Annotated in this window: 22 protein-coding genes and 1 tRNA gene; 15 read left to right on the top strand and 8 right to left on the bottom strand. The window is 75.5% G+C overall.

Annotation, left to right across the window (positions count from 1 at the left end; translation table 11 throughout):
• Positions 1–46: 46 nt before the first annotated feature.
• The 6 genes from FN207_RS15090 to nudC all read left to right on the top strand — a co-directional run bounded on the left by FN207_RS15090 (position 47) and on the right by nudC (position 8,034).
• Entirely contained in the window at positions 47–1,450 is a 1,404-nt protein-coding gene (locus FN207_RS15090; protein ID WP_142459285.1) for a M20/M25/M40 family metallo-hydrolase, read from the top strand.
• Complete coding sequence (locus FN207_RS15085; protein WP_142459284.1) at positions 1,447–3,063, top strand: serine/threonine-protein kinase; 1,617 nt, start codon at positions 1,447–1,449, stop codon at positions 3,061–3,063. The genes FN207_RS15090 and FN207_RS15085 overlap by 4 nt, the downstream gene beginning before the upstream one ends.
• Before the next feature lie 55 nt (positions 3,064–3,118).
• A complete protein-coding gene (locus FN207_RS15080) occupies positions 3,119–4,030 on the top strand; it encodes a DUF2510 domain-containing protein (protein ID WP_142459283.1) in 912 nt (303 codons plus the stop codon).
• Positions 4,031–4,382: 352 nt separating this feature from the next.
• Positions 4,383–5,696 carry a M16 family metallopeptidase gene (locus FN207_RS15075; RefSeq protein ID WP_142459282.1) on the top strand — a complete coding sequence of 438 codons (1,314 nt, stop codon included), beginning with the start codon at positions 4,383–4,385 and terminating at the stop codon, positions 5,694–5,696.
• Positions 5,693–7,072 (top strand): M16 family metallopeptidase, encoded by a 1,380-nt coding sequence (locus FN207_RS15070; protein ID WP_142459281.1) that lies wholly within the window; start codon positions 5,693–5,695, stop codon positions 7,070–7,072. Before FN207_RS15075 ends, FN207_RS15070 begins: the two co-directional genes overlap by 4 nt.
• Positions 7,069–8,034: an NAD(+) diphosphatase gene (gene nudC / locus FN207_RS15065; protein ID WP_142459280.1), complete on the top strand. Its 966-nt coding sequence runs from the start codon at positions 7,069–7,071 to the stop codon at positions 8,032–8,034. Before FN207_RS15070 ends, nudC begins: the two co-directional genes overlap by 4 nt.
• Here nudC and FN207_RS15060 read toward each other — a convergent pair.
• The 3 genes from FN207_RS15060 to FN207_RS15050 form a co-directional block, all read right to left on the bottom strand.
• Complete coding sequence (locus FN207_RS15060; protein ID WP_246066075.1) at positions 8,027–8,602, bottom strand: nucleoside/nucleotide kinase family protein; 576 nt, start codon at positions 8,600–8,602, stop codon at positions 8,027–8,029. The two genes, nudC and FN207_RS15060, sit on opposite strands and share 8 nt — an antisense overlap.
• A 71-nt stretch (positions 8,603–8,673) precedes the next feature.
• Positions 8,674–9,279: an ANTAR domain-containing protein gene (locus tag FN207_RS15055; protein WP_246066074.1), complete on the bottom strand. Its 606-nt coding sequence runs from the start codon at positions 9,277–9,279 to the stop codon at positions 8,674–8,676.
• Positions 9,280–9,400: 121 nt separating this feature from the next.
• Complete coding sequence (locus FN207_RS15050; RefSeq protein WP_221888211.1) at positions 9,401–9,664, bottom strand: mycoredoxin; 264 nt, start codon at positions 9,662–9,664, stop codon at positions 9,401–9,403.
• A 206-nt stretch (positions 9,665–9,870) separates the two neighbouring features.
• Here FN207_RS15050 and FN207_RS15045 point away from each other — a divergent pair, with 206 nt between their 5' ends.
• The 4 genes from FN207_RS15045 to FN207_RS26315 all read left to right on the top strand — a co-directional run bounded on the left by FN207_RS15045 (position 9,871) and on the right by FN207_RS26315 (position 13,152).
• Complete coding sequence (locus FN207_RS15045; RefSeq protein WP_142459279.1) at positions 9,871–11,901, top strand: ATP-dependent helicase; 2,031 nt, start codon at positions 9,871–9,873, stop codon at positions 11,899–11,901.
• Positions 11,902–12,094: 193 nt separating this feature from the next.
• Positions 12,095–12,406 carry a hypothetical protein gene (locus FN207_RS15040; RefSeq protein ID WP_142459278.1) on the top strand — a complete coding sequence of 104 codons (312 nt, stop codon included), beginning with the start codon at positions 12,095–12,097 and terminating at the stop codon, positions 12,404–12,406.
• A 144-nt stretch (positions 12,407–12,550) separates the two neighbouring features.
• A complete protein-coding gene (locus FN207_RS15035; RefSeq protein WP_281282143.1) occupies positions 12,551–12,898 on the top strand; it encodes a WhiB family transcriptional regulator in 348 nt (115 codons plus the stop codon).
• 89 nt (positions 12,899–12,987) lie between these two features.
• A complete protein-coding gene (locus FN207_RS26315) occupies positions 12,988–13,152 on the top strand; it encodes a hypothetical protein (RefSeq protein WP_185938350.1) in 165 nt (54 codons plus the stop codon).
• 129 nt (positions 13,153–13,281) lie between these two features.
• On the opposite strand, the gene FN207_RS15030 is transcribed toward FN207_RS26315, so the two are convergent.
• From FN207_RS15030 to FN207_RS26310, 3 genes are all read right to left on the bottom strand, one after another.
• Positions 13,282–14,604 (bottom strand): ABC1 kinase family protein, encoded by a 1,323-nt coding sequence (locus FN207_RS15030; protein WP_142459277.1) that lies wholly within the window; start codon positions 14,602–14,604, stop codon positions 13,282–13,284.
• Between the two features lie 53 nt (positions 14,605–14,657).
• On the bottom strand, positions 14,658–15,710 hold the full coding sequence (locus tag FN207_RS15025) for a ThiF family adenylyltransferase (protein WP_142459276.1): 1,053 nt from the start codon (positions 15,708–15,710) through the stop codon (positions 14,658–14,660).
• 118 nt (positions 15,711–15,828) lie between these two features.
• On the bottom strand, positions 15,829–15,981 hold the full coding sequence (locus FN207_RS26310; RefSeq protein WP_012950213.1) for a DUF5679 domain-containing protein: 153 nt from the start codon (positions 15,979–15,981) through the stop codon (positions 15,829–15,831).
• A 370-nt stretch (positions 15,982–16,351) separates the two neighbouring features.
• Between FN207_RS26310 and FN207_RS15020 the strand changes: the two genes are divergently transcribed.
• Positions 16,352–16,930, top strand: a complete 579-nt coding sequence (locus FN207_RS15020) for a M48 metallopeptidase family protein (protein WP_185938349.1) — start codon at positions 16,352–16,354, stop codon at positions 16,928–16,930.
• Positions 16,931–17,064: 134 nt separating this feature from the next.
• Here FN207_RS15020 and FN207_RS15015 read toward each other — a convergent pair whose 3' ends face one another.
• Positions 17,065–18,450: a zinc-dependent metalloprotease gene (locus tag FN207_RS15015; protein WP_142459275.1), complete on the bottom strand. Its 1,386-nt coding sequence runs from the start codon at positions 18,448–18,450 to the stop codon at positions 17,065–17,067.
• A 107-nt stretch (positions 18,451–18,557) separates the two neighbouring features.
• On the opposite strand from FN207_RS15015, the gene FN207_RS15010 reads away from it, so the two are divergent.
• From FN207_RS15010 to FN207_RS14995, 4 genes are all read left to right on the top strand, one after another.
• Positions 18,558–19,583: a YlbL family protein gene (locus FN207_RS15010; RefSeq protein WP_142459274.1), complete on the top strand. Its 1,026-nt coding sequence runs from the start codon at positions 18,558–18,560 to the stop codon at positions 19,581–19,583.
• Positions 19,584–19,843: 260 nt separating this feature from the next.
• A complete protein-coding gene (locus FN207_RS15005) occupies positions 19,844–22,807 on the top strand; it encodes a UPF0182 family membrane protein (RefSeq protein ID WP_246066072.1) in 2,964 nt (987 codons plus the stop codon).
• Positions 22,808–22,956: 149 nt separating this feature from the next.
• Positions 22,957–24,588, top strand: a complete 1,632-nt coding sequence (gene pgi, locus FN207_RS15000; protein ID WP_142459272.1) for a glucose-6-phosphate isomerase — start codon at positions 22,957–22,959, stop codon at positions 24,586–24,588.
• Between the two features lie 74 nt (positions 24,589–24,662).
• Positions 24,663–24,739, top strand: a tRNA-Met gene (locus tag FN207_RS14995).
• A gap of 76 nt (positions 24,740–24,815) precedes the next feature.
• Here FN207_RS14995 and FN207_RS14990 read toward each other — a convergent pair.
• On the bottom strand, positions 24,816–25,301 hold the full coding sequence (locus FN207_RS14990; RefSeq protein WP_142459271.1) for a methylated-DNA--[protein]-cysteine S-methyltransferase: 486 nt from the start codon (positions 25,299–25,301) through the stop codon (positions 24,816–24,818).
• Between the last annotated feature and the right edge of the window lie 61 nt (positions 25,302–25,362).

Raw genomic sequence — 25,362 nt, 5'->3', positions numbered from 1 at the left:
TGGCCGGGGCGGACCCGGCACCTGCGCGCCACTACCGTCGGCGCTCGTGACCAGCCCGGAACGCGCCTTCGTGCAGGCCCATCTCGACGACCTCCACGCCGACCTCGACGCCTGGCTGCGCATCCCGTCGATCTCGGCCGACCCCGCGCACGCCGGCGACGTCGCCGCGAGCGCCGAGTGGCTGGCCGGGGCGCTGCGGCGCACCGGCTTCCCCGTCGTCGAGATCTGGCCGACCCCGGGCGCGCCGGCCGTCTACGCCGAGTGGCCCAGCGCCGACGACGGCGCGCCGGTCGCGCTGGTCTACGGCCACCACGACGTGCAGCCGGTCGACCCGCTGGAGCTGTGGGAGTACCCGCCGTTCGAGCCGACCCGCGTCGAGACCCCGGACGGCCCGGAGCTGCACGCCCGCGGCGCCATCGACGACAAGGGCAACGTCGCCTTCCACCTGCTCGGCATCCGCGCGCACCTGGCCGCCACCGGCCGCGACACCCCCGCCGTCACGGTGAAGCTGCTCGTCGAGGGCGAGGAGGAGTCCGGCTCGCCGCACTTCGCCGACCTGCTGCGCGAGCGCGCCGACCGGCTCGCCTGCGACGTCGTCGTCGTCAGCGACACCGGCATGGCCGCCCCCGACGTGCCCAGCGCCGTCGTCGCCATGCGCGGCCTGGCCGACGCCGAGATCGCGCTGCGCGGCCCCGCCGTCGACCTGCACTCGGGCTCCTTCGGCGGCGGCGTGCCCAACCCGCTGCACGCGATGGCCGAGCTGCTCGCCGCCCTGCACGACGACCAGGGCCGGGTCACGCTCCCCGGCTTCTACGAGAAGGTGCGGCCGCTCACCGACCGCGAGCGCGAGCTCATGGCCCGGGTGCCCTTCGACGAGGCCGCCTGGCTGGCCGGCCCGGCCGCCTCGCGCGCCACCGCGGGGGAGGCGGGCTTCAGCACGCTGGAGCGGATCGGTGCCCGGCCGACCGCCGAGGTCAACGGCATGTGGGGCGGCTACACCGGCCCCGGCCACAAGACGATCGTCCCGGCCGAGGCGCACGCCAAGCTCACCTTCCGGCTGGTGGCCGACCAGCGCCCGGAGGACGTCGGCCCGCTGCTGCGGCAGTGGGTCGACGAGCGCGTGCCCGAGGGCATCGTGGCCGAGGTGCACACCCCGCCCGGCGGCGTCTCCCCGTGCGCCAGCGACCTCGACTCCCCGCACATGGGCGCGCTGCTGCGGGCCATCGGGCAGGCCTTCGACACCGCACCGGACGACGTCCTGTTCACCCGCGAGGGCGGCAGCGGCCCCGAGGCCGACCTGGTCGAGGTGCTCGGCGCCCCGCTGGTGTTCCTCGGCGCGGGGCTGCCCACCGACCGCATCCACTCGCCGAACGAGCGCGTGCTGCTGCCGATGCTGTACCGCGGCGCCGAGGCGGCGGCCCACCTGTGGCGGGAGCTGGCGGCCCGGTGACCGCCCCGGAGCCCGGCGGGCGCTTCGGTCCCTACCGCGTCCTCGGCGTGCTCGGCACCGGCGGCATGGGGTCGGTGCTGCGGGCGCACGACGACGAGCACGAGCGCGACGTCGCGCTGAAGGTCCTGCACCAGCAGTGGGCCACCGACGAGGGCTACCGCGAGCGGTTCCGCCGTGAGGCCCGCATCGCCGCCCGCCTCAACGAGCCGCACGTCGTCCCGATCCACCGCTTCGGCGAGATCGACGGGCAGCTGTTCCTCGACATGCGGCTGGTCGAGGGGGAGGACCTCGCCTCGCTGCTGCGCCGCTCGGGTCGGCTGGCCCCGGCGCGCGCCGTCGACGTCGTCGGCCAGGTGGCCCGCGCGCTCGACGCGGCGCACGCCGGCGGCCTGGTGCACCGCGACGTCAAGCCCTCCAACGTGCTGCTGGTCGCCCGGAGCGACGGCGGCGACCTCGCCGGCTCCACGCCCGGCGAGGACTTCTGCTACCTCGCCGACTTCGGCATCGCGCGCACCTCCGAGGACGCCGGCCCGGCCCTCACCGGCACCGGGATGGCCGTGGGCAGCACCGAGTACATGGCGCCCGAGCGGTTCGGCTCGACGCCGCTCGACGCCCGCGTCGACGTCTACTCCCTCGCCTGCGTGCTCTTCGAGGCGCTCACCGGCCGGCGGGTGTTCCCCGCCAACGAGCCGGTCGCCCTGATGGCCGCGCACATGCACTCCCCGCCGTCCCCGCCGTCGGCGCTGGCGCCCGGCATCCCGCCGGCGCTGGACGCCGTGGTGCTGCGCGGGCTGGCCAAGGACCGCGAGGAGCGCTGGCCGACCGCCGGCGCCATGGCCGCGGCCGCGCGCGCCGCGCTGGCCGACAGCGGCGTCCCGGTGCCCAGCCCCGACGCGGGGACGGCAGTGGGCCCGGGGGCCGGGAACGGCCGGGCGGCCACGCGCCGGCAGCAGGCCGCGCCCCGCCCGTTCGCGCCGCCCACGACCGTCGGACCGCGACCGCCGGCGGTGCCCGCCGAGCCGCGCCCCGCCCGCCTGCCGTGGGTGCTCGCCGCGCTCGGCGCGGTCCTGTCCCTGGCCCTCGCCGTCGCCCTCGTGGTGGTCGCCGTCCGGTCCGACGACGCCGGCGACGCCGCTGCCGGAGCCGGGCAGCGGCTCCTGGCGGCCACCCTGCCGGCCGGTCTGGACCCCGCCGACTGCTCCGTCGAGGAGCCCGCCGACGGCGTGCTGCGGGAGCTCAGCTGCCCGGCCGACCCCGAGGGTGTGCCCACCAGCAGCACCTTCACCGCCCACGAGGGCGACGGCGCGGCGCGGTCACTGGCCGCCGTCGTCGAGGGCCAGCAGCTCGCCGAGCTCGAGGACCGCTACGACTGCGGGTCGAGCAGCAGCGGCCCCGCCGGGTGGTTCGCCGTCGTCGACGGGGACCTCGACGACGGCGGGTCCGAGGTCGGCCGCGTGGCCTGCTGGGTCGACGGCGACGGTGACGCGGTGCTCGCCTGGGCCTGGAACGACCTGGGCACGTACGCGGAGGCCGAGGTCCGCGGCGGCGGCGAGTCGGCCCTGGCCGACCTGCGCACCTGGTGGGACAGCGGAGCCGACCGCGGCCACACCTGAGCGCCGGCGCCGCGGGAACCCGGATCGGGGCGCCGCCCGTCCTACGCTGCCCCCCGTGACCGGACCTGGGCTGACGACCGCGCCCGCGGGGTGGTACCCCGACCCCGACGGTGCCGCCGGGATGGTGCGCTGGTGGAACGGGGAGACCTGGTCGGACGTCACGACGCCGGCCGGCCCGGGTGTCGCCGTCCAGGCGCCCCCGGTGTCCGCCCCGCCGCGCCCGCCGGCGCCGTCGACGTGGGCGAGCGACGCCTGGCAGCCCGGCCCGGCGTCGGAGCCCCGCCCGCGCAGCCGCACGGCCTGGTGGATCGGCGGCTCGGTGCTGGCCGTGGTCGCCGTCGTCGTCCTCGCGCTCGTCGTCGGGCTCTCCGGCGGCGGCCCCGCCGGACCGGGCGCGGTCACCGACCCGCCCGTGGCGAGCTCCCCGCCGGCCGGCAGCACCTTCCCGCCGGGCACCGTGCGGATCATCGACGAGGACGCGGGCATCTCCTACCCGTTCCTCGGCAACGGCTGGTACGAGTACGACCGCGGCCTGATGCCCGAGACCCGCACCATCGCCGGGCAGTACTTCATCACCCAGGAGCAGACGCCCGACGGCGGCAACTTCATCGCCCAGTGCACGTCCGGACCGGTGGCCGACGGCTACGGCTGGGCCGGCCCGGGCAGCGAGCAGGCCACGGTGACCGCGCTGGCCGACAGCGTGCGCGCGGCCTACTACCCGTACCCGAACGAGCGGGAGGTGCTGCGCGACGAGGCCCTCACCGTCGACGGCCACGCCGCGCACCTCATCGAGTTCCAGCTGACCTGGGACGTCGAGGGCTACGACTCGACCGGTGAGCGCGCGGCGCTGCTGGTCGTCGACGTCGGCCGGCCCGACCCCGCGCTGCTCTACGTCTCGATCCCGAACACGCACGCCGAGCTCTACGGGACCATCGACCGGGTCATCGCCGACATCGACGTGCTCTGACATCGTCGGCCTACCGGCCGACACCGCCACCACGAGCTGTCCCCGGCCCGCGCTGAGCCGTTCCGCCGCACCCGGCGAGGACCCTCCGGGCCCGTCCCCGGGCACGGCCCCCGCAGGGCGGCTCACCCCTGCGGCGCGGCCACGAGCCGTCCCGGCCTGCGCTGAGCCGTTCCGCCGCACCCGGCGAGGACTCTCCGGGCCCGTCCCCGGGCACGGCCCCCGCAGGGCGGCTCACCCCTGCGGCGCGGCCAGGTGCCGTCCCCGGCCTGCGCTGAGCCGCTGCGGCCGCGTCCCTCCTCGGGGACCCTCCGGGCCCCGCTCGTCGGTCGCACACGACGGTTAGGGTCGGTGCGTGACAGCAGCGACTGGGGCCGACCTGACACTGCGGCACCCGGTGGAGCGCTTCACGCTCGACAACGGGCTGCGGGTCGTCCTCGCGCCCGACCGCAGCGTGCCGGTCGTCGCCGTGACCGTCTTCTACGACGTGGGCATGCGCAACGAGCCGGAGGGCCGCACCGGGTTCGCCCACCTCTTCGAGCACGTGATGTTCCAGGGCTCGGCGCACGTGCCGAAGATGGAGCACGCCCGCCTGGTGCAGGCCGCCGGCGGCACGTTCAACGGCTCGACCCACCAGGACTTCACGAACTACTACGAGGCGCTGCCGTCCGAGGCACTCGAGCGCGCGCTGTTCCTCGAGGCCGACCGGATGGCCGCCCCGGCCATCACCGAGGAGAACCTCCGCAACCAGATCGACGTGGTGAAGGAGGAGATCCGGGTCAACGTGCTCAACCGGCCCTACGGCGCCTTTCCCTGGCTGCAGTTGCCGCAGGTCGCGTTCGAGAGCTTCGCCAACACCCACGACGGCTACGGCTCCTTCGTCGACCTGGAGAGCTCCACCGTCGAGGACGCCACGGACTTCTTCTCCCGCTACTACGCGCCGGGCAACGCGGTCCTGTGCATCGGCGGGGACCTCGACGTCGGTGAGACCGAGCGGCTGGTCCGTCGCTGGTTCGGCCAGGTCGACGCCCGCGAGGTGCCGCCGACGCCGAACACCGGCGAGCCCTCGCCCACGACCGTGCGCCGCGACGTCGTCGAGGACCGGCTGGCCCCCGCGCCCGCCGTCGCCCTGGGCTGGCGGGTACCCGATCCGGTCGGTGATCTCGACACCTACCTCGGCACCGTGCTGCTCGCCGAGCTGCTCAGCGAGGGCGACGCCTCCCGCCTTGAGCGCCGGTTGGTGCACGACGACCGGCTGGCCGTGGCGCAGAGCAGCTACGTCGGGCTGTTCGGTGACCCCTTCGACGTCCGGGACGCCACGCTGCTCACCACCCAGGTCCACCACCCGGCCGCCGTCGGTGTCGACGACGTGATCGCCGCCGTGCACGACGAGATCGGCCGGGTCGCCACCGAGGGCGTGAGCGCCGAGGAGCTGGCCCGCGTGCAGGCCCGCACCAGCGCGCAGCTGCTGCGCCAGGCCGACTCCGTGCTCGGCCGCACGCTCGCCTTCGCCGGCGCCGAGCTGGTCCACGGCCGCGCCGAGCTGGCCGGTGAGCTCGCCGCCCGGCTGGCCGCCGTCACCCCGGACGCCGTGCAGGTCGCCGCCAAGGGACTCGATCCCGGCACCGCCGCCGTGCTGGAGCTGCGCGCCACCGGAGGAGCCAAGTGAGCGCCGCCGTGCTCGACCTCGACCTCGTCCCGCCGCTGGGTGAGCCGCGGCCGCACCCGGTCCCGGAGGTGGCGACGACGACGCTGCCCAGCGGGCTGTCCGTCGTCGTGGTCCCACGGCCCGGCGTCCCGCTCGTGGAGCTGCGGCTGCGCGTGCCGTTCGCCGCCACCTCCCCGCGCGGCGCGCTCCAGCACGTCGCCCGCGCCTCGGTGCTCTCCGGCGCGGTGCTCCTGGGCACCGCGCAGCGCGATGCGATCGGCATCGCCGAGGCACTGCAGGGCCACGGCGCCGAGCTGTCGGTCGCCGCCGACCCCGACCGGCTGCTGGTCTCCACCACGTTGCTGGCCGAGGGGCTGGCGCCGGTCCTCGGCGTGCTGGCCGAGGTGCTCATCTCCGCCGCCTACCCGGGCGACCAGGTCGAGGCCGAGCGCGACCGGGTGGCCGAGCGGATCGCCATCGCCCGCTCGCAGCCGGGCGTCATCGCCCGCAACGCGCTGGCCGCCCGCCGCTACGGCACCCACCCCTACGCCGCCCAGCTGCCCGCACCCGACCTGGTCGGCAAGGTCACCGCCGCCGCGCTGCGCAAGCTGCACCGCGAGCGGCTGCTGCCCGCCGGCAGCACGCTGGTCCTCGTCGGCGACCTCGACGCCGCCGCGGCCACCGACGCCGTCGCCGCCGCCCTCGGCGGGTGGACGGGAGAGGGGACCGCCGCCGGCGCCCCGCCCGCACCGACGCTCGCCCCTGGCCACCTGGAGGTCGTCGACCGGCCGGGCGCGGTGCAGTCCAACATCCGCCTCGGCGGCCCCGCGCCGGCCCGCACCGACCCCGACCTGCCCGCCGTCCGGCTGGCCAGCATGGTCTTCGGCGGCTACTTCTCCTCGCGGCTGGTCGAGAACATCCGCGAGAAGCGCGGCTACTCCTACAGCCCGCGCAGCGCCGTCGACCACCTGGCCGCCGCCTCGTCGTTCCTCGTCGAGGCCGACGTCGCCACCGAGGTGACCGGCGCGGCGTTCCTCGAGACCTGGGCCGAGCTCGGCCGGATGGCGCTCGCCCCGGTCACCGAGGCCGAGCTCGACGCCGCCCGCCGCTACGTGCTCGGCAGCATGGCGCTGTCGACCGCCACCCACGCCGGGCTGGCCAGCACGCTGTCGGCGCTGGCCGGGTCGGGGCTGTCGGCGGAGTGGCTCGCCGAGCACCAGCGGGCGCTGGCCGAGGTCACCGTCGAGCAGGTCCAGGAGGCCTCCCGCCGCTACCTGGCGCCGGCCGCGCTGACCGCCGTCGTCGTCGGCGACGCCGAGAAGGTGACCGACGCGCTGCGGGCCCTCGGCCCGGTCGACGTCACCGCCAGCGCCGCCGCCGTGCCGGACCCCGCGTGAGCGTCCCGCCGGGCGGCAGCACCGCGGCCGACAACCCGCCGGAGGCCGTGCGCGGGTTCTGGCCGGCCGGCACGCCCGACACCACCGGCACGGTGCCGGTGCTGTCCCGCTCGGCGCACGACCGCGACCACCTCGGCCGCTCGCTCGAGGACCCCACCCGCGGCCGCCCGGTGCGGGTGCTCACCGTCGACGAGCGCCGCGCCGTCCCCGTGCGCGAGACCGAGGGCGGTCCCGAGCTGGTCTGGGACGAGCAGCCGACCCTGCCGCTGGGCGCGGTCTACCTCGGCGAGGCCGGCGGGGTGCCCTACGCCGCCGTCCGCGGGGAGCGGGCGCTCACGGTCAACGGCCGGCCGGTGGACCTGTGGACCGGGCTGCGCGAGGTCGGCAGCGAGCTGGGCGACCTCGACGCCGGCCTGCTCGCCGAGGCCGTCGGCATCCTGGAGTGGCACGAGCGGGCCCGCTTCAGCCCGCTGTCCGGCGCCCCGACGACGATCGAGCGGGCCGGCTGGGTGCAGCGCGACCCGGTCACCGGTGCCGAGCTGTTCCCCCGCACCGACCCTGCGGTGATCATGCTGGTCCACGACGGCGGCGACCGCTGCGTGCTGGGCCGGCAGGCGGTGTGGCCGCCCGGGCGCTTCTCGATCCTCGCCGGGTTCGTCGAGCCGGGGGAGTCCGCCGAGGGAGCGGTGGCCCGCGAGGTCGCCGAGGAGGTCGGGCTGCAGGTCACCGACGTCCGCTACGTGAGCAGCCAGCCGTGGCCGTTCCCGCAGTCGCTGATGCTCGGCTTCACCGCCCGCCTCGACGGCGACGACACCCTCCGGCTGGACCCCACGGAGATCGAGGAGGCCCGCTGGTGGACCCGCGACGAGCTCCGCTCGGGCCGCGGTCCCGAGGCGCTGCCGCCGCCGGTGTCGATCGCCCGGCACATCATCGACCGCTGGGTGGCCGGCGAGCTCAGCTGAAGCGGCCCTGCAGCACCAGCGCCGGGTGCTCGGGGCGGTCGGCGAGCACGACGGCGTCGGCCAGCGCGACGGGGTCGACCTCGTCGTCGTAGCGGTCGAAGACGGGAAGCTCCCACGCCTGCTCGGCGGGGAAGCGCCGCCGACGGGCGGCCGGCGCCACCCGCAGGTGCACGACGACGTCGAAGGCCAGCCCCACGCCCTGCAGCAGCGGGCCGGGGACGAGCAGCACCCCGCGCGGCGGCATCGGGCGGTAGGCGGCCCGGGCGGCGCGGTCGCGGGCGACGTCCCACAGCACCGGCAGGTACTCCGCCGGCCCGCCGGGACCCACCCGGTCGAGGACCTCGCGGGCCAGCGCGCCGGCGTCGAGCCAGTCGGTGTACCGGGCGTCGGGATCGGTGCGGCCGTGCTCGAGCCGCACCGACGCCGGGCGCAGGAAACCGCCGGCCAGCACGACGACGGCCGGCCGGCCCAGGGCGGGCAGCCGCTCGGCGACCGCCGCGGCCAGGTCGCCCGGTGCCGCGACGTCGGGACCGTCGACGGCGACCCGCACCGCGGCCGCCCCCGGCACGGGTTCGACGTCGGAAAGGAGGGCGGCCAGCCGGTCGGCCAGCGCGCCCGGGGTCAGCGGCTCCGGACCGCTCAGCGGCGGCCCTCCGCCGGGACCGACGAGCCGTGCCGGGCGGCGCCGCGCTCGACACGGCGGCCCGGCGGGCGGCGGGGGACCGGCGGCAGCGACGCGACCGGCTCGGCGGGCGACGCCGCGGCCGCCCGGTCGAGCGCGGTGAGGACCTCGCGGGCCAGCTCGTGCACCGGCCGCCCGAGCGAGCGGGCCTGACCGCGCAGCGCCTCGAACGCCGCCCGCGGCGACGTGGTGTTCCGCTCGGCGAGCACGCCGATGGCCCGCTCGGTCGCGACCCGGGAGGCGAGCGCGTGCTCGAGCTGGGCGACGGTCCGCTCGAGCGCGGCGATCCGGGCGTCCCGCGGGTCGCCCGCGGCCTCGTCCTCCGCGGTGCCGCGGGCGGCGCGGCGGGTGGCGCGGTCGGGATCGGCGGGGCCGTCGAGCTCCTCGGTCACGAGGTCGGCCAGCGAGAGGCCCTCGAGCAGGTCGGCGACGTCGTCGGCCCGGCCGGGGGAGAGCAGGCTCCACCCCCGGCCGGTGCGCGCGAGCACGACGGAGGGCTGGTCGGCGGGGACCTCCTCCGCGGCCGGTCCGGGCGCGGGGAGGTGCACGGCGTCCGAGGTCACGTCAGCGGCTCCCGCGGGTGCTCCGGCCGGTGGCCGGGGGACGGTCGGCGCGTCACGGTCGCGACCCGCCGGGGGACGATGATGCACCGCCGGTGTCCGCGCCGTGTGAAGCACCCGCCGGTCAGGCCCCCGGCTGCTGCGCGAGCTGGGCCTTCACCTGGTCGATGCTCGGGTTGGTGAGGGCGCTGCCGTCGGCGAAGACCAGGGTCGGGACGGTGCGGTTGCCCCCGTTGGCCTGCATCACGACGTCGGCCGCGGTGGCGTCGCGCTCGATGTCGACCTCGGCGTAGTCGATGCCCTCGACCTGCATGAGCTTCTTGAGTCGCACGCAGTACCCGCACCAGGTGGTGGTGTACATGGTCACGGCGGCGGGTGCGGCAGTCACTCGGGGTCCTCCCAGGGACGGGTCGGTCGGGGCGGGACGGACGACGTCCCGGGGGAGCCAACGCCCGGGCGGCGTCCCCTCTTCCCCAGGTGTCCCCGCCGTCCACCGGTGCGGGGTGTCCCCGCCGTCTGTCGCTGCCGGCTGGGACACTCGCGGGTGCGGCCGGCCGGCCGCCGCTCGACCCCCGCCCGTGGAGGACGCACCGCATGCTCCGGACAGCCGACGCGCGCCCCGTGGCCCCGGGGACCCCCGCCGGCGCCGAGGCGGTACTGGCCGGCCTGGACGAGGAGCAGCGCACCGCGGCGTCGGCGGTCTCCGGCCCCGTGTGCATCCTGGCCGGCGCCGGCACGGGCAAGACGCGCACGATCACCCACCGCATCGCCTACGGCGTGCACACCGGCGCGTTCGTCCCCGAGCAGGTGCTCGCGGTGACCTTCACCGCCCGCGCGGCCGGGGAGCTGCGCACCCGGCTGGCCGGTCTCGGCGTCGGCGGGGTGCAGGCGCGCACCTTCCACGCCGCGGCGATGCGCCAGCTGCGCTACTTCGCCCCGCGGGTGCTCGGCGGGCCGCTGCCGCCCCTGGTGGAGAACAAGCTGCGGGTGGTCGCCTCCGCGGCCACGCGCAACCGGCTGACCACCGACCGCACCAGCCTGCGCGACCTCGCCAGCGAGATCGAGTGGGCCAAGACCACGCTGGCCACCCCCGACGACTACCCCGTCCGCGCCGCGGCCGCCGGGCGCGAGCCGCCGTTCGACGCCGAGACCGTCGCGCGGGTGTACGCCTCCTACGAGTCGGCCAAGCAGCGCGACGGCGCCCTCGACTTCGAGGACCTGCTGCTGGTCACCGCGTACGCGCTCGAGGAGCACCCCGATGTCGCCCGGCAGGTGCGCGGGCAGTACCGCCACTTCGTCGTCGACGAGTACCAGGACGTCAACCCGCTGCAGCAGCGCCTGCTCGACGCGTGGCTCGGCGGCCGGGCCGACGTCTGCGTCGTCGGCGACCCGAACCAGACGATCTACTCCTTCACCGGGGCCGACCCCGACCACCTGCTCGGCTTCGCCGACCGCTATCCCGACGCCGCGGTGGTCAAGCTGGAGCGGGACTACCGGTCGACGCCGCAGGTCGTGGCGCTGGCCAACAAGCTCATCGGCCAGGCGCCGCCGCGCAAGGGGCTGCCCGGGCTCCGGCTGCTCGGCCAGCGCGCCGAGGGCCCGGCGCCGCGGTTCTTCGAGCACGCCGACGAGCCGGCCGAGGCCGCCGCCGTCGCCCAGGCGTGCCGGGCGCTGATCGAGGCGGGCACCCCGGCGTCGGAGATCGCCGTCCTGTTCCGCATCAACGCCCAGTCGCAGGTCTACGAGTCGGCGCTGGCCGACGTCGGTGTGCCCTACGTGCTCAAGGGCGGCGAGCGGTTCTTCGAGCGGCCCGAGGTCCGCGAGGCCATCGTCCTGCTGCGCGGCGCGGCCGCCGGCGGGAGCGACCCCGGCGCGCTGGTGCCCACGGTGCGCGACGTGCTGGCCTCGACCGGCTGGGTCGAGCACCGCCCGCCGGCCGGGGGAGCCGCGCGCGACCGCTGGCAGTCGCTGGCCGCGCTGGTCGACCTCGCCGTCGACCTGGTGGCCGAGGACCCGACCACCGACCTCCCGCGGTTCGTCGCCCACCTCGCCGAGCGGGCCGACGCCCAGCACGCGCCGACCGTCCAGGGCGTCACGCTGGCGTCGATGCACGCGGCCAAGGGCCTGGAGTGGGACGCCGTCTTCGTCGTCGGCCTCGTCGACGGCGTGCTGCCGATATCGCAGTCCCTGTCCCGTCCCGAGGCGGTCGAGGAGGAGCGCCGGCTGCTCTACGTGGCCGTCACCCGGGCCCGCGAGCAGCTCACCCTGTCCTGGTCGCTGGCGCGCAACCCCGGTGCCAAGCGGGCCCGGCCGCGCAGCCGGTTCCTCGACGGGCTGGTGCCCGGGTCGACGCCCACGGCACCGCCGCCGCAGCGGAAGGCGAAGAAGGCCAAGGTCGTCCTCGAGGGCGAGGCCGGCGAGATCTTCGAGCGCCTGCGGGCCTGGCGCAGCACGACGGCGCAGGCCGCCTCCGTGCCCGCCTACGTCGTGTTCAGCGACGCCGTCCTGCAGGCCATCGCCGAGGCCAAGCCCACGAGCGTCCGCGAGCTCTCCGGCCTGCCGGGCATCGGCGCCCGCAAACTGGAGATGTACGGCGAGGACGTCCTCGCCACCGTCAGCGGCTGACCCGTCACGGGCCGTGCAGACCGCACGGCCGCTCCGGCGTGTTCCCCGACACGGGGGAACGCGCCCGTTAAATGCGTTGCGCCGCTCGCGTGACCTTCCCTACTGTCCTCATCGCGCCCGACGGACGACCGCGGGCGCGCCAGACCGAGACCGGCCCGACCGCCGGACTCCGACCCCGGGAGGAGGGGGAACGATGATCGACATGCGCTGCGCCTTCGCCCCCGCCGGGGTCTCCGCCTGGGGCGCCCTCGTCGTGCGTCCGGCTGCCGGCGGCGCCGTCCTGACGGCACGCCCGCGCTACGCCGTGGTCCGGACCCTGACGCCGTTCGACCTGACCGGCACGGCCACTGCTGCGCCCACCGCTCCGTTCCAGGGGACCGGTCTGCCCGCTGCCGGCCAGTTCGGCATCGGCACCGGCGTCCTCGGCACCGATGCGCCCACCACCGACATCTCCCACACGCGCCACACCCTCGGGATCCACTCCCCGGGGAGACCGCAGAGCTAACCGCTCGACCGGTCCTCCTCGAGGCCGCGGAACCCGAACCCCGGGATCCGCGGCCTTCGTCTTTCTCCGCGGCACCCGGCCCCGACCACCCGGTCGGCGGGCCCCCGCCGGCCGCGCAGACGACGAGTACGAGGAGGAGCGGCAGTGCAGCAGACGATCGACCGCCCGACGTCCCACCGCCGACCCGGGCTCCCCCGGACCGGTGGTGCCACCCCGAGGGCACCGCACACCCCCCTGGCTCCGGCCCCGATCCGGCGTCCCCTGCCGTGCCGCGGGACCGACGACCCGGACCTGTGGTTCGCCGAGAGCCCCGCGCTGCTCGAGCAGGCCAAGGTCCTGTGCGGGGAGTGCCCGGTCCGCGACGCCTGCCTGGCCGGCGCCATGGACCGCGGCGAGCCGTGGGGCGTGTGGGGCGGCGAGATCTTCGAGCGGGGTGTGGTCATCCCGCGCAAGCGCCCGCGGGGCCGTCCCCGCAAGGTCGTCGCGGCGTGACCGCGACGGCGACGACCCGGACCACCGACATCCGACACCGATCCCCATCCGATCGGGCACCGACGCCCGGCGAACACCGAGGACCAGTCATGAACACCCACGAGTACGACCTGGCCACCACGCGGCTGCGCGAGCTGCGCGCCGAGGCCGACACCGCCGGCCGCGTGCGCCGGCTGCGGGCCGCCCGCCGGTGGGCCCGTCGCGCGGAGTACGCCTCCCGGCGTGCCGCACGCGCCAGCGCCGCCGTCCGGTAAGGGCGGGGCCATCCCTGGTCCGGCCCTGCGCCGGACCCCTCCGGTCGAGGCCGGGCTCCCGACGCTCCCGGTGCGTCGGGGGCCCGGCCTCCTGTCGTCGGGGTCCCTCCGGCTCCCCGGAGGAACTCCTCAGGCCTTGAAGCCGGGCAGCCACTCCTCGAGGACGCCGCGGTAGCCGGCGGCGGCGTCGAGCTGGCAGAGCACGCCGATGGAGCCGACCGTCACCCGGTGGATGAGCAGGTAGGCCGGGGGCAGGTTGAGTAGGCGGCCCAGCTTGTTGGCCTCGCTGCGGGGGTCGGCGAGGCGGGCGGCCTGCTCCTGCATCCAGGCGCGGGTGAAGCGGAAGGTCGCGCTCTCGATCGGCTCGAGCATCGGCCGCAGGTAGTCGAGCACGGCCTGGGCGTCGACCTGGATCCCCGGCCGGACGAACCCCTCGGCGCGCAGGTCGGTCAGCACCTCCTCGGCGCGGCCCTCGAGGGCCCACCGGACCAGGCGGCCGATCGGCTCGGGCAGCCCGTCGGGGAGCCGCGCGGTGGCGCCGAAGTCGATGACGCCGAGCCGGTCGCCGTCGACGAGCCGGAAGTTGCCCGGGTGCGGGTCGGCGTGCAGCAGCCCGGCCCGGCTCGGCGCGGAGAAGTGCAGCTGCGCCATGAGGTGGCCGGCGCGGTCGCGCTGCTCGCGGGTGCCGTCGGTGATGACCCGGGACAGCGGCAGGCCCTCCAGCCACTCGGAGACGATCACCTTGGGCGCGCTGGCCACCACGCGCGGGACGACGATCTCCGGGTCGCCCGCGTAGGCGGCGGAGAACTGCCGTTGCGCGTCGGCCTCCAGCCCGTAGTCGAGCTCCTCGACCACCCGGGCCTTGAGCTCGGCGATGAGCGGCTTGACGTCCATGCCGGGGAACACCGCGGCGAACAGGCGGGCGAAGCGGGCCAGTTGGTTGAGGTCGGCCATCAGCGCGGTGGCCGCACCCGGGTACTGGATCTTGACGGCGACGTCGCGGCCGTCGCGCCAGGTGGCGCGGTGCACCTGGCCGATGCTCGCCGCCGCGGCCGGCTGGTCGTCGAACTCGCGGAACCGGGTGCGCCACGTCCCGCCGAGCTGCTGGGCGAGCACCGCGTGCACGGTGCGCACCGGCATCGGGGGCGCCTCCTCCTGGAGCTTGACCAGCGCCTGCCGGTAGGGCGCGGCCACCTCCTCGGGGACCGCGGCCTCGAACACCGACAGCGTCTGGCCGAGCTTCATCGCGCCGCCCTTGAGCTGGCCGAGGACGGCGAACAGCTGCTCGGCGGTGCGCTGCTGCAGCTCGGCGGTCACGGCGTCGGGCGACTGGCCCGACAGCCGCTTGCCGATGCCGAGCGTCGCGCGGCCCGCCGCACCGAGGGGCAGCGAGGCCAGCCGCGCGGTGCGCGAGATCGAGCCCCTGGGGATCCCCCGTGCGTCGTCGGTCACGCTCCCATTGTCCCCGACGCGGTGCCCGGACCGCTGGTGGAGCGTGTCCGCCGTCACCCGGAGGGACTGGTGGCGCCCGTGCACCCGCAGGAGGGGTGCGCCGGCCGGCGCCGCAGCCGCGGCACCAGCCCCGGCGGGCACAGCTCCACCGACGCCGAGAGCGCCGCCGGGCTGCCGCTGCCGTCGAGGTAGGCCAGGGCCTGCTGCGCCGCGACCACCGCCGTCGCCCAGCAGGTGAGGGTGGCCCCGCCCGGCGCGCCGGCCGCGGTGAGCTGGGCGGCGAGCACCGGCCAGTGCGGGTCGGCGTCGCGGCGGTGCAGGTCGGCGCAGCGCAGGCAGCTGGTGACCCCCGGGACCACCAGCGGGCCGACGACGCCGGTGTCCCCGCGGACGGTGGCCACCAGGTGCGCGACGCCGGCGTCCTGCAGGCCGGCGAGCAGGGGGTCGGAGGCCGCCCACGGGCGGGCGAGGACCACGAGGTCGGGGGCGGTGCCCGGCGGCAGGGGGCGCAGGTCGGTCAGCGGGCTGGCGCGGCGGACGGCGTCGGCGGCGGCGAGCGCCCGCGGCCGGCCCTCGTCGGAGGCGGCCAGTCCGCCGGCGACGGCGTCGCCCGCGGTGGCCACGCCGTCGTCGCGGACGCCGACCCGGCCCACGCCGCTGGCGGCCAGCAGCGTGGCCAGCGGGACGCCGACCCGGGTGGCGCCCTCGACCACGACTGACGCCCGGCGCCGGACGTGCCAGCGCACCGCGCCGTCGGGATCGCGGGCGGCGGGCAGTTCGGCGGCGGTGCGGGCCGCGGCGGCCGGCCCGGCGTCGGAGGCCAGCAGGTCGGCGGCGTCGAGGTCGACCAACGCCCCGGTGACGCGGAGGTGGTCGAGGAGGGCAGCGACCGAGCGGGGTTCCAGACCGGCGTCGGCGGCGTCGGCGACGACGGCCCCCTGGGTGCGCCGGCCGTCGAGGCCGCGCAGCAGTGCGGTGACCGCGGCGGGGGCCGAGCCCACGAGGACGCCGTCCCCGCCGTCGACCCCGCCGACCTGGACGGCGTCGGCGGAGCGCCGCAGCAGCGGCGTGCCCGGGGGCAGGAGGGGGTGGGCGGTGTCGGACACCCGGGCAGGGTCGCAGCCGCGGGCCCGGTCGCGCCGGCGTCGTCCACAGGCGGGACCGGAGACGACGACGGCGGCGCCCGCCGTGCGGGACGCCGCCGTCTCGACAGCCGGGAGGCTCTTACGCCTTGCCGAGGATCCGGTTCATCTTGGTGCCGCAGACCGGGCAGGTGCCCTGGGCCATCCGGCGACCGGACTCGCTGACCTTGACCTCGCCGTCGAAGTCCCGCTTCTCCTTGCACTTCACGCAGTAGCCGTTGTAGCTCTCCGCCACGGTGCCCCCTCCCTCAGCTGCTCGGCCCCCGTCCGGGCGCCGTCCTCCGCGAAACGCTACCCGGACGATCCCGTCCGTCCGGCGCGGCCGGGGGAGTCGGGACGACGCGGTTCCCACAGCCTGTGGACAGACCTGTGGAGACGGTGGGGACCCGTCGGCGTGTCCCTGTGTGCAGCCGGGGGAGGGGCCGGTGGCCACCCGGTGGTCCCGCGCCGGCCATGCGACCGTCACCTGCGGGGATGCCCTCCGGACGGTTGTGGACGGACGGCATCCCGGAGCGGGCGCCGGCTGTCCACCGTCCGTGCGACTCGTACCCGAGCGGGTGGCGCCCCCGGGCGCATCGACGTCCGGCGGTGGCTACGGTCCTCCCGTGCCCGGTTCCACCTCCGACCCCTCGCGCGGCCCCCTCTCGACGAGCGGGCCGGTCGAGGTGCGCCGCAGCGCGCGCCGCCGTCGGACGGTGACCGCCTACCAGGAGTCCGGGCGGACGGTCGTGCTCATCCCGGCGGCCTTCACCCCCGCCGAGGAGCGGCGCTGGGTGGCGCAGATGGTGGCCAAGCTGCAGACCCGCGAGGAGCGCCGGCGGAGGTCGCTGGGCGGCGACGAGGAGCTCATGGTCCGTGCGCGGGCGCTGTCGGCCGCGCACCTCGACGGCGTCCCGCAGCCTGCCAGCGTCCGGTGGGTGGACAACCAGCAGCGCCGCTGGGGCTCGTGCACGCCGGCCGACGGCAGCATCCGGCTGTCGAGCCGGCTGCGGTCGATGCCGGAGTACGTCGTCGACTACGTGCTCGTCCACGAGCTCGCGCACCTGATCGAGCCCAGCCACGATGCCCGCTTCTGGGCGCTGGTGACCCGCTACCCGCGCGCCGAGCGGGCCCGCGGCTTCCTCGAGGGCGTGGAGTCCGTCCGGGCCGACGGCGGCGGCGGGGACGACGACCTCGTGGATTGAGGTGCCAGGCACCTCGTCGGCCTACCGGCCGACACTGCGGCCAGGTGCCGTCCCCGACGTGCGTGGAGCCGCTTCCGCCACTCGATCGCGGGAGCCTCCGGCCCCCACTCCTCGCGGCGCCTCGCAGGGCGTCCTCAGCGAGCCGGGGAGTCGTCGTCCGGCGGGGTGGTGTCGGTGTCCGTGTCGTTGTCGGTGCCGGCGTCCTCGGCGCTGAAGGCGCGCAGCTCGTCGTCGATCCCCTGACGGGCCACGAAGTCCAGCGGCTCGTCGAGGTCGTCGGACGTGGGCAGCAGGTCCGGGTGCGACCAGAGGCGGTCCCGCTCGGCCGTGCCGTACCGCTGCGCCATCGCGCCCCACACGGTGGCGGCGTCGCGCAGCCGGCGCGGGCGCAGCTGCAGGCCGACCAGCGTGGCGAAGGTCTGCTCGGCCGGCCCGCCGGAGGCGCGACGGCGGCGCATCGTCTCGGCCAGCGCCCCGTGCCCGGGCAGCCGCTCACCGGCGGCCGCGGCCACGACGGCGTCCACCCAGCCCTCGACCAGCGCGAGCAGGGTCTCCAGCCGGCGCAGCGCCATCTGCTGCTCCGGCGTCTCCTCCGGCTCCAGCAGGCCGCTGCCGAGCAGCTCCTGGATGGCCTCGGGGTTGGACGGGTCGAAGCCACCCTCCATCGATCCCATCGCCTCGGTGAGGCCGCGCTCGATCGCCTCGCGGTCGATGGTGATGCCGCGGGCGTAGGCGTGGACGGCGTCGTGCAGCTGCTGGCGCAGCCACGGCACGTGGGCGAACAGCCGCAGGGAGGCGGCCTCGCGCAGCGCCAGGAAGAGGCGGACCTCGTCGGCGGGGCGGTCGAGACCCTCGGCGAACGCGGCCACGTTCTGGGGGACGAGCACCGCCGACCCGGCGGGCGCCAGCGGCAGCCCGACCTCGGTGCCGGTGACCACCTCACCGGCCAGCCGGCCGAGGGCCTGGCCGACCTGGGCGCCGAACATCAGGCCGCCCATCTGGCCCATGATCCCGGCGAGCGGGCCGGCCATCGCCATGGCCTCCTGCGGCAGCGCGGCGGTCATCGCGGCCACGACCTTCTCGGCGAGCGGGTCGATGAGCGCGCTCCACGCCGGCAGGGTCTGCTCGACCCACTCGACCCGCGACCAGGCCAGCGGCCGGTCGGCGCCCGAGGGGAGGTCGGTGACCTGGTCGAGCCACAGGTCGGCCAGGCGCACGGCCTCGGCGACGGCGGCCCGCTCGGCCTCCGACGTCGGCTGGGTACCGGTGGCCAGCGAGCTGATCGCCCCCTGGCGGGCGAGGTCCCAGTTGACCGGCCCGCCCGACCAGTTCATGAGCTTCTGCAGCTCGGCGAACAGCGGCATCTTGCCCAGGAGGTCCTCCGGGCTGCCGCCGCCCGCACCGCCCGGGCCGCCGAACCCGAACAGCGCCCCGAAACCGAACGGGTCGCCCGAGCCCGGCTGGTCCCGGCGCTCCGGGTCGCGGTCGGGAGGTCCGAAGCCGAACGGCACGTCGCTCATGCCCCCCACGGTAGACGCGTGATCACGCCGGAGCGGACGGATCGGGGCCGCTCCTGTCCGCTCTCGGCGGACGGGCCGGACAGGGACGGCACCTAAGCTGGCCGGTCGTGACCCGTCGGATCGCCGTCCTCGCCGTCGGTGTGGTGCTGCTGCTCGTCGCCGGGGTCCTCGGCGCGGCCCTGCCCGTGCCCTACGTCGCGCAGGTCCCCGGCCCCACCTTCAACACCCTCGGCGACATCGACGGCGACCCGGTCATCACCGTCCGCGGCCGCGACCGCAACGACGTCGACGGGAACCTCAACCTGACCACCGTCGGCGTCGGCCGGGCGGGGCTGAGCCTGGTCGAGGCGGTCCGCGGCTGGTTCGACGACGAGGTCAGCGTGGTGCCCGAGGAGTCGGTGTACCCGCCCGACCAGACCCCGGACGAGATCGAGCGGGCCAACCGGCAGGCCTTCCTCACCTCCGAGGAGTCGGCCGAGGCCGCGGCGCTCGGCGAGCTCGGCTTCCCGGTGAAGGTCGTCGTCCGCAGCATCTCCGGCGAGGACTCGCCCTCCGACGGGCTGCTCGAGGAGAACGACGCGATCGAGTCGGTGGACGGACAGGCCACGCCGGACTCCGCCACGCTGGCCACCGTCCTCACCGCGATCCCGGCCGGCTCGACCGTGCAGGTGGCCTACACCCGGCTCGGGCAGCCGGGCACGGCCACGGTCACCACGGGGGAGGCGCCGGACCGGGAGGGCTCGGTGCTCGGCGTCACCGTCCGCGAGCAGCCCTCGGCGCCCTTCGACGTCGACATCGACGTGGCCGACGTCGGCGGCCCCTCGGCGGGGCTCATGCTCACGCTGGGCATCCTCGACCTCGTCGGCGACACCGACCTCACCGAGGGCGCGGTGGTGGCCGGCAGCGGCACGATCGACCCCGAGGGCACCGTCGGCCCGATCGGCGGGATCCAGCTGAAGATGGTCGCCGCGCAGGAGATCGGCGCCGAGCTCTTCCTCGTCCCGGCCGACAACTGCGCCGACGCCCTCGGTTCCCCGGCCACCGGGCTGACCCTGGCCCGGATCGGCACCCTCGACGACGCCCTGACTGCGCTGGAGGACGTGCGGGAGGGCCGCACCCCCGTCGGCTGCTGACCGGACGGGGGACCGTGCGGGCGCACACCCCGGTGCGTGGGGGAAGCTGTCGGCCAGCACGGGGGCCGCGGGGAACCCGGTGCCGCGCCGAGCGTTGGCTAGGGCGTCACCGGATGGTCCTGCGCCGGCCCGGCGCCCGTGCCGACGCAGTCCGTCCCGCACACGTACGACCGCCCGCGGTCGCCCCACCGCGGCGGTGCACCCCCGGTGCTCGCCGCGCCTGCAACTGAAGGAGACCGCTCGTGGCCATGAGGCCCCCCGTGTCCGTGCCGACGCTGTCGCGGCGCGCGAAGGTGGTCATCGGGTCCATCGCCGTGCTGCTGGTGCTGTTCACGGCCATCGGGACGTTGACCAACGTCTACGTCGACTACCTCTGGTTCGACGAGACCGGCTACACCGAGGTCTTCTGGACCGAGCTCCAGACGCGCGCGCTGCTGTTCGCGGTGGCCGGCGTGGCCACCGGCGGCCTGACCGCGCTGGCGATCTACCTGGCCTACCGCTTCCGCCCGGCGTTCCGGCCGATGTCGCTGGAGCAGCAGAACCTGGAGCGCTACCGGCAGTCGCTGGAGCCGCGCCGCACGCTCGTGCTCAGCGCCGTCGCCGTCGTCGTCGGCCTGTTCGCCGGCTTCACCGCGCAGGGCAGCTGGCAGACGTGGCTGACCTTCCGGCACGCGGTGCCCTTCGGGGACACCGATCCGGAGTTCGGCCTGGACCTGTCGTTCTTCGTCTTCGAGTACCCCTTCTACCGGCTGCTGCTGAGCTTCGGCTTCGCGATCGTGCTGCTGGCGCTGATCGGCTCGCTGCTCACCCACTACGTGTTCGGCGGGCTGCGGCTGCAGACGCCGGGGCAGAAGCTCACCGGCGCGGCGATGGTCCAGCTGTCGGTGCTGCTCGGCCTGTTCGTGGCGCTCAAGGCGCTGGCCTACTGGTTCGACCGCTACGGGCTGGTCTACTCCGACCGCGGTGAGCTGTTCAGCGGCGCGAGCTACACCGACGTCAACGCGCTGCTGCCGGCCAAGACGATCCTGGTGTTCGCGGCGGCCTTCTGCGCGGTCGCGTTCTTCGCCAACGTCGTCGTGCGCAACTTCCGGCTGCCGGCCGCGGCGCTGGTCCTGCTGCTGCTGTCGAGCCTGGTGATCGGCGTGGCCTACCCGGCGATCGTCCAGCAGTTCGTGGTCCGCCCGAGCGCCAACGAGCGCGAGGCCGACTACATCGAGCGGGCCATCGCCTCCACCCGCCAGGCCTACGGCCTGACCGACGAGGACGTCGAGTACCGGGACTTCGCCCAGGAGGCCACCGGCGACGACGTCGACACCGACGCCGCGCTCGCCCAGCTGCGGGCCGACGACGCGACGATCCCCAACGCCCGCCTGCTCGACCCCAACGTGCTGGCCGGGACGTTCACCGCTCGCCAGCAGATCCGCAACGTGTACGGCTTCCCCGAGAAGCTCGACATCGACCGGTACACGATCGACGGCGAGACCCGCGACTACGTCGTCGCCGTCCGCGAGCTCGACAGCGACAGCCTGTCGGAGAACCAGGACACCTGGATCAACCGGCACACCGTCTACACGCACGGCAACGGCTTCGTGGCCGCGCCGGCCAACCAGGTGGTCACCGGTGCCGAGGGCGGCGAGCCGAACTTCACCAGCCGCGACCTGCCCACCACCGGCGACATCGAGGTCGAGCAGGGCCGCATCTACTACGGCGAGCTGATCGGCAACGACAACTACTCCGTCGTCGGTGCGCCCGAGGGCGCCGACGCGCGCGAGTTCGACCGTCCCGAGGACGGCTCCGAGGGCGAGGTGAACAACACCTACGACGGCGAGGGCGGCGTCGCGATCGGCAGCTTCTTCCGGCAGCTGACGTTCGCCATCTACTACCGCGAGCGCAACTTCCTGCTCTCCGGCGCGGTCAACGACGCCTCGAAGGTGCTCTACGTCCGCGACCCCCGCGAGCGGGTGGAGAAGGCCGCGCCGTTCCTCGAGGTCGACGGCGACCCGTACCCGGCGGTCATCGACGGGCGGGTCACCTGGATCCTCGACGGCTACACGACGTCGGACGCCTACCCCTACAGCGAGCGGATGGAGCTCGGCGAGGCCGCGGCCGACGCCCTCACCGGCCAGGGCACGTCGGCACTGCCGAACGAGCAGTTCAACTACATCCGCAACTCGGTCAAGGCCACGGTCGACGCGGAGAACGGCACCGTGACCCTCTACGAGTGGGACCCCGAGGACCCGGTCCTGCAGGCCTACGAGGCCGCGTTCCCCGGCACCATCCAGCCCCGGGGGGACATGAGCGACGAGCTCGTCGCCCACGTGCGCTACCCCGAGGACCTGTTCAAGCTGCAGCGCGACATCCTCACCCGCTACCACGTGACCAACCCCAGCGACTTCTACAGCCAGAACGACCGCTGGGCGGTGCCGTCGGACCCGACGCAGGACACGCAGACCGAGGAGGCGCAGCCGCCGTACTACATCCTCGCCGCGCGTCCGGACGAGCCGGGGGCGACCTTCCAGCTGACCAGCGCGCTCAACGCGTTCCGCCGGCAGAACCTCTCGGCGTTCATCTCCGCGTCGAGCGACCCGGAGACCTACGGGAAGATCCAGGTGCTGCGGCTGCCGGGCAACACGCCCTTCCGCGGACCGCAGCAGGTCCAGCAGTCGTTCAACACCGACGACGAGGTCGCGCAGGACCTGACGCTGTTCAACAGCCGCGACTCCCGCGCGGTGTTCGGCAACCTGCTGACCCTGCCGATCGGCGGCAACGGCCTGCTCTACGTCCAGCCGCTGTACGTGCAGGGGACGGGGGAGAACTCCTTCCCGCTGCTGCGCAAGGTGCTGGTCAACTACGGCGGCCGGGTCGGCTACGCCGACACGCTGTCCGAGGCGCTGGACCAGGTGTTCGGCGCCGGGGCGGGGGACACCGCCGCCGACTCCGACGACGCCGGCACCACGCCGGACAGCCAGGAGCCGACGACGCCCACCGAGCCGACGACGCCCACCGAGCCGACCCCGCCGCCGGCCGACGACGGCAGCGGGTCCAGCCCGGCGCTGGACCAGGCGGTGGCCGACCTCGACGCCGCCCTGCAGCGGCTGGAGGACGCACAGCGCAACGGCGACTTCGCCGCGCAGGGGCAGGCGCTGGAGGACCTGCAGCGGGCCGCGGAGGCCTACGAGGCCGCCCAGGGCGGCGCCGCGGCGCCGGCGACACCCACCGGCTAACCCCGCGCGGGCACGGCAGTCCGGACCCCGGTCCTCCCTGGAGGACCGGGGTCCGCTGCGTCTCGGGGACGGGGGACCGCCGGCTTCCGTGGCCGGGGAGCCGCCCGTGCGCAAGGGTGGGGACGACGGACGCGCGCGCAGGAGGACAGATGCGGATCAGCGAGACCCCGGAGTGGCAGGCCCTGACCGAGCACCACCGCGAGATCGGGGACCGCCACCTCCGCGACCTCTTCGCGGAGGAGCCGGAGCGGGGCACCGACCTGGTGGTCACCGCCGGCGACCTCCGCCTCGACTACTCGAAGAACCGGCTGACCCGCGAGACGGTCCGGCTGCTGGCCGCGCTGGCCGACGCCGCCGGGCTTCGCGAGCGCACCAAGGCGATGTTCCGCGGGGAGCACGTCAACACCACGGAGGACCGCGCGGTCCTGCACGTCGCGCTGCGCGACCCGGCCCCGAGCGGGCTGGTCGTCGACGGCCGCGACGTCAACACCGAGGCGCACGAGGTGCTGGGCCGGATGGCCTCCTTCGCCGAGCGGGTCCGCAGCGGCGAGTGGACCGGGCACACCGGCGAGCGGATCCGCGCGGTGGTCAACATCGGCATCGGCGGCTCCGACCTCGGCCCGGCGATGGCCTACCAGGCGCTGCGCGACTACTCCGAGCGGTCGATCACCTTCCGGTTCGTCTCCAACATCGACCCGACCGACCTCGCCGAGGCGACCCGCGACCTCGACCCGGCCAGCACGCTGTTCATCGTCGCGTCGAAGACCTTCACCACCCAGGAGACCCTCACCAACGCCCGCGAGGCCCGGCGGTGGCTGCTCGAGGGACTCGGCGGCGACGAGGCCGCGGTCGCGAAGCACTTCGCCGCTGTCTCGACCAACGCGGAGAAGGTCGCCGACTTCGGCATCGACACCGACAACATGTTCGGGTTCTGGGACTGGGTGGGCGGGCGGTACTCGTTCACCTCCGCGATCGGCCTGTCCCTGATGGTCGCCATCGGGCCCGAGCGGTACCGCGAGCTGCTCGACGGGTTCCACGCGATGGACCAGCACTTCCGGACCGCGCCGTGGGAGGAGAACCTGCCGGCGCTGCTCGGGCTGATCAGCGTCTGGTACATCGACTTCTTCGGCACCCGCACCCAGGCGGTGCTGCCCTACGCGCAGTACCTGGCCCGCTTCCCGGCCTACCTGCAGCAGCTCTGCATGGAGTCCAACGGCAAGTCGGTGCGCCTGGACGGGTCGCCGGTCGACGTCGCGACGGGCGAGATCGTCTGGGGCGAGCCGGGCACCAACGGTCAGCACGCCTTCTACCAGCTGCTGCACCAGGGCACGGTGCTCTGCCCGGCAGACTTCATCGCCTTCGCCCAGCCCAACCACGACCTCGACGGGATGCACGACCTGTTCCTGTCGAACTTCCTCGCCCAGCCCCGGGCACTGGCCTTCGGGCGCACGGCCGAGGAGGTGGCCGCCGACGGGACGGCGCCGGACGTGGTGCCGCACAAGGTCATGCCCGGCAACCACCCGTCCAGCGCGATCGTGGCGCCGAAGCTGACGCCGTCGACACTGGGCCAGCTGGTCGCCGCCTACGAGCACCGCGTCTTCACCCAGGGCGTGGTCTGGGGCATCAACAGCTTCGACCAGTGGGGCGTGGAGCTGGGCAAGGTGATGGCCAACGAGCTGGCGCCGAAGCTGCAGAGCGAGGGCCCGCCGGACTACGACTCGGACTCCTCGACCAACGCGCTGGTGCGGGTGCTGCGCGAGGGCCGCGGCAGACCGGCCTAGCGAGGGAGGGGGCGGACCCGGGTCCGCCCCCGGCGGCGGGGCCCCGCGCGGGCGTGTAGAGTGGTGACTACCGACGCGGGGTGGAGCAGCTCGGTAGCTCGCTGGGCTCATAACCCAGAGGTCGCAGGTTCGAATCCTGCCCCCGCTACCACACGACGACGGCCCCCACAGGTTCCTGTGGGGGCCGTCGTCGTCTGCGCGGGTGGTCGACCGGTTCGACCCGCGCGTCAGAACAACCGGCGGTCGCGCTGCTCCAGGTCGAGCAGGAAGCGCTTGCGGGCCAGCCCGCCGCCGAAGCCGACCAGGCTGCCGTCGGCGCCGATCACCCGGTGGCAGGGGACGACGATCGCCAGCGGGTTGCGCCCGTTGGCGGCACCGACCGCCTGCGCGCCGCCGGGCTCGCCGACCGCCGCGGCCACGTGGCCGTAGGAGCGGGTCTCGCCGTAGGGGATCCGGGTCAGCTGCTCCCAGACGGCCAGCTCGAAGTCGCTGCCGACCGGCCGCAGCGGCAGGTCGAAGTCGGTCCGTTCGCCGGCGAAGTACTCACCCAACTGCCGGACGACGTCGTCGAACCCCTCGTCGGACCGCTCGCCGATCTCGGGGTCCACGAGGCGCCCCGGTGGGGACATGGCCAGCCGGACCAGGACCCCGTCCTCACGGACGACGGTCAGCGGTCCGATCGGCGAGGGCACCACGGTGTGCGTCCTGCTCATCGTTTCGCGTCTCCCCATCGGGTGGACGTCCCGGACGCCGCGATTGTGAGGTCGGGGGACG

The sequence above is a fragment of the Geodermatophilus aquaeductus genome, assembly GCF_900182545.1.
GTDB lineage: Bacteria > Actinomycetota > Actinomycetes > Mycobacteriales > Geodermatophilaceae > Geodermatophilus > Geodermatophilus aquaeductus.
Note: the sequence above shows the minus strand (reverse complement) of the source record. Positions and strands in the feature narration are given on the sequence as shown.

What these genes read in the sequence shown, in the direction of transcription:
- FN207_RS15040 (WP_142459278.1), top strand. Translation starts at nt 12,095, where the DNA reads ATGATCGACATGCGCTGCGCCTTCGCCCCCGCCGGGGTCTCCGCCTGG.
- FN207_RS15015 (WP_142459275.1), bottom strand. Translation starts at nt 18,450, where the DNA reads ATGAGCGACGTGCCGTTCGGCTTCGGACCTCCCGACCGCGACCCGGAG.
- FN207_RS26315 (WP_185938350.1), top strand. Translation starts at nt 12,988, where the DNA reads ATGAACACCCACGAGTACGACCTGGCCACCACGCGGCTGCGCGAGCTG.
- FN207_RS15045 (WP_142459279.1), top strand. Translation starts at nt 9,871, where the DNA reads ATGCTCCGGACAGCCGACGCGCGCCCCGTGGCCCCGGGGACCCCCGCC.
- pgi (WP_142459272.1), top strand. Translation starts at nt 22,957, where the DNA reads ATGCGGATCAGCGAGACCCCGGAGTGGCAGGCCCTGACCGAGCACCAC.
- FN207_RS14990 (WP_142459271.1), bottom strand. Translation starts at nt 25,301, where the DNA reads ATGAGCAGGACGCACACCGTGGTGCCCTCGCCGATCGGACCGCTGACC.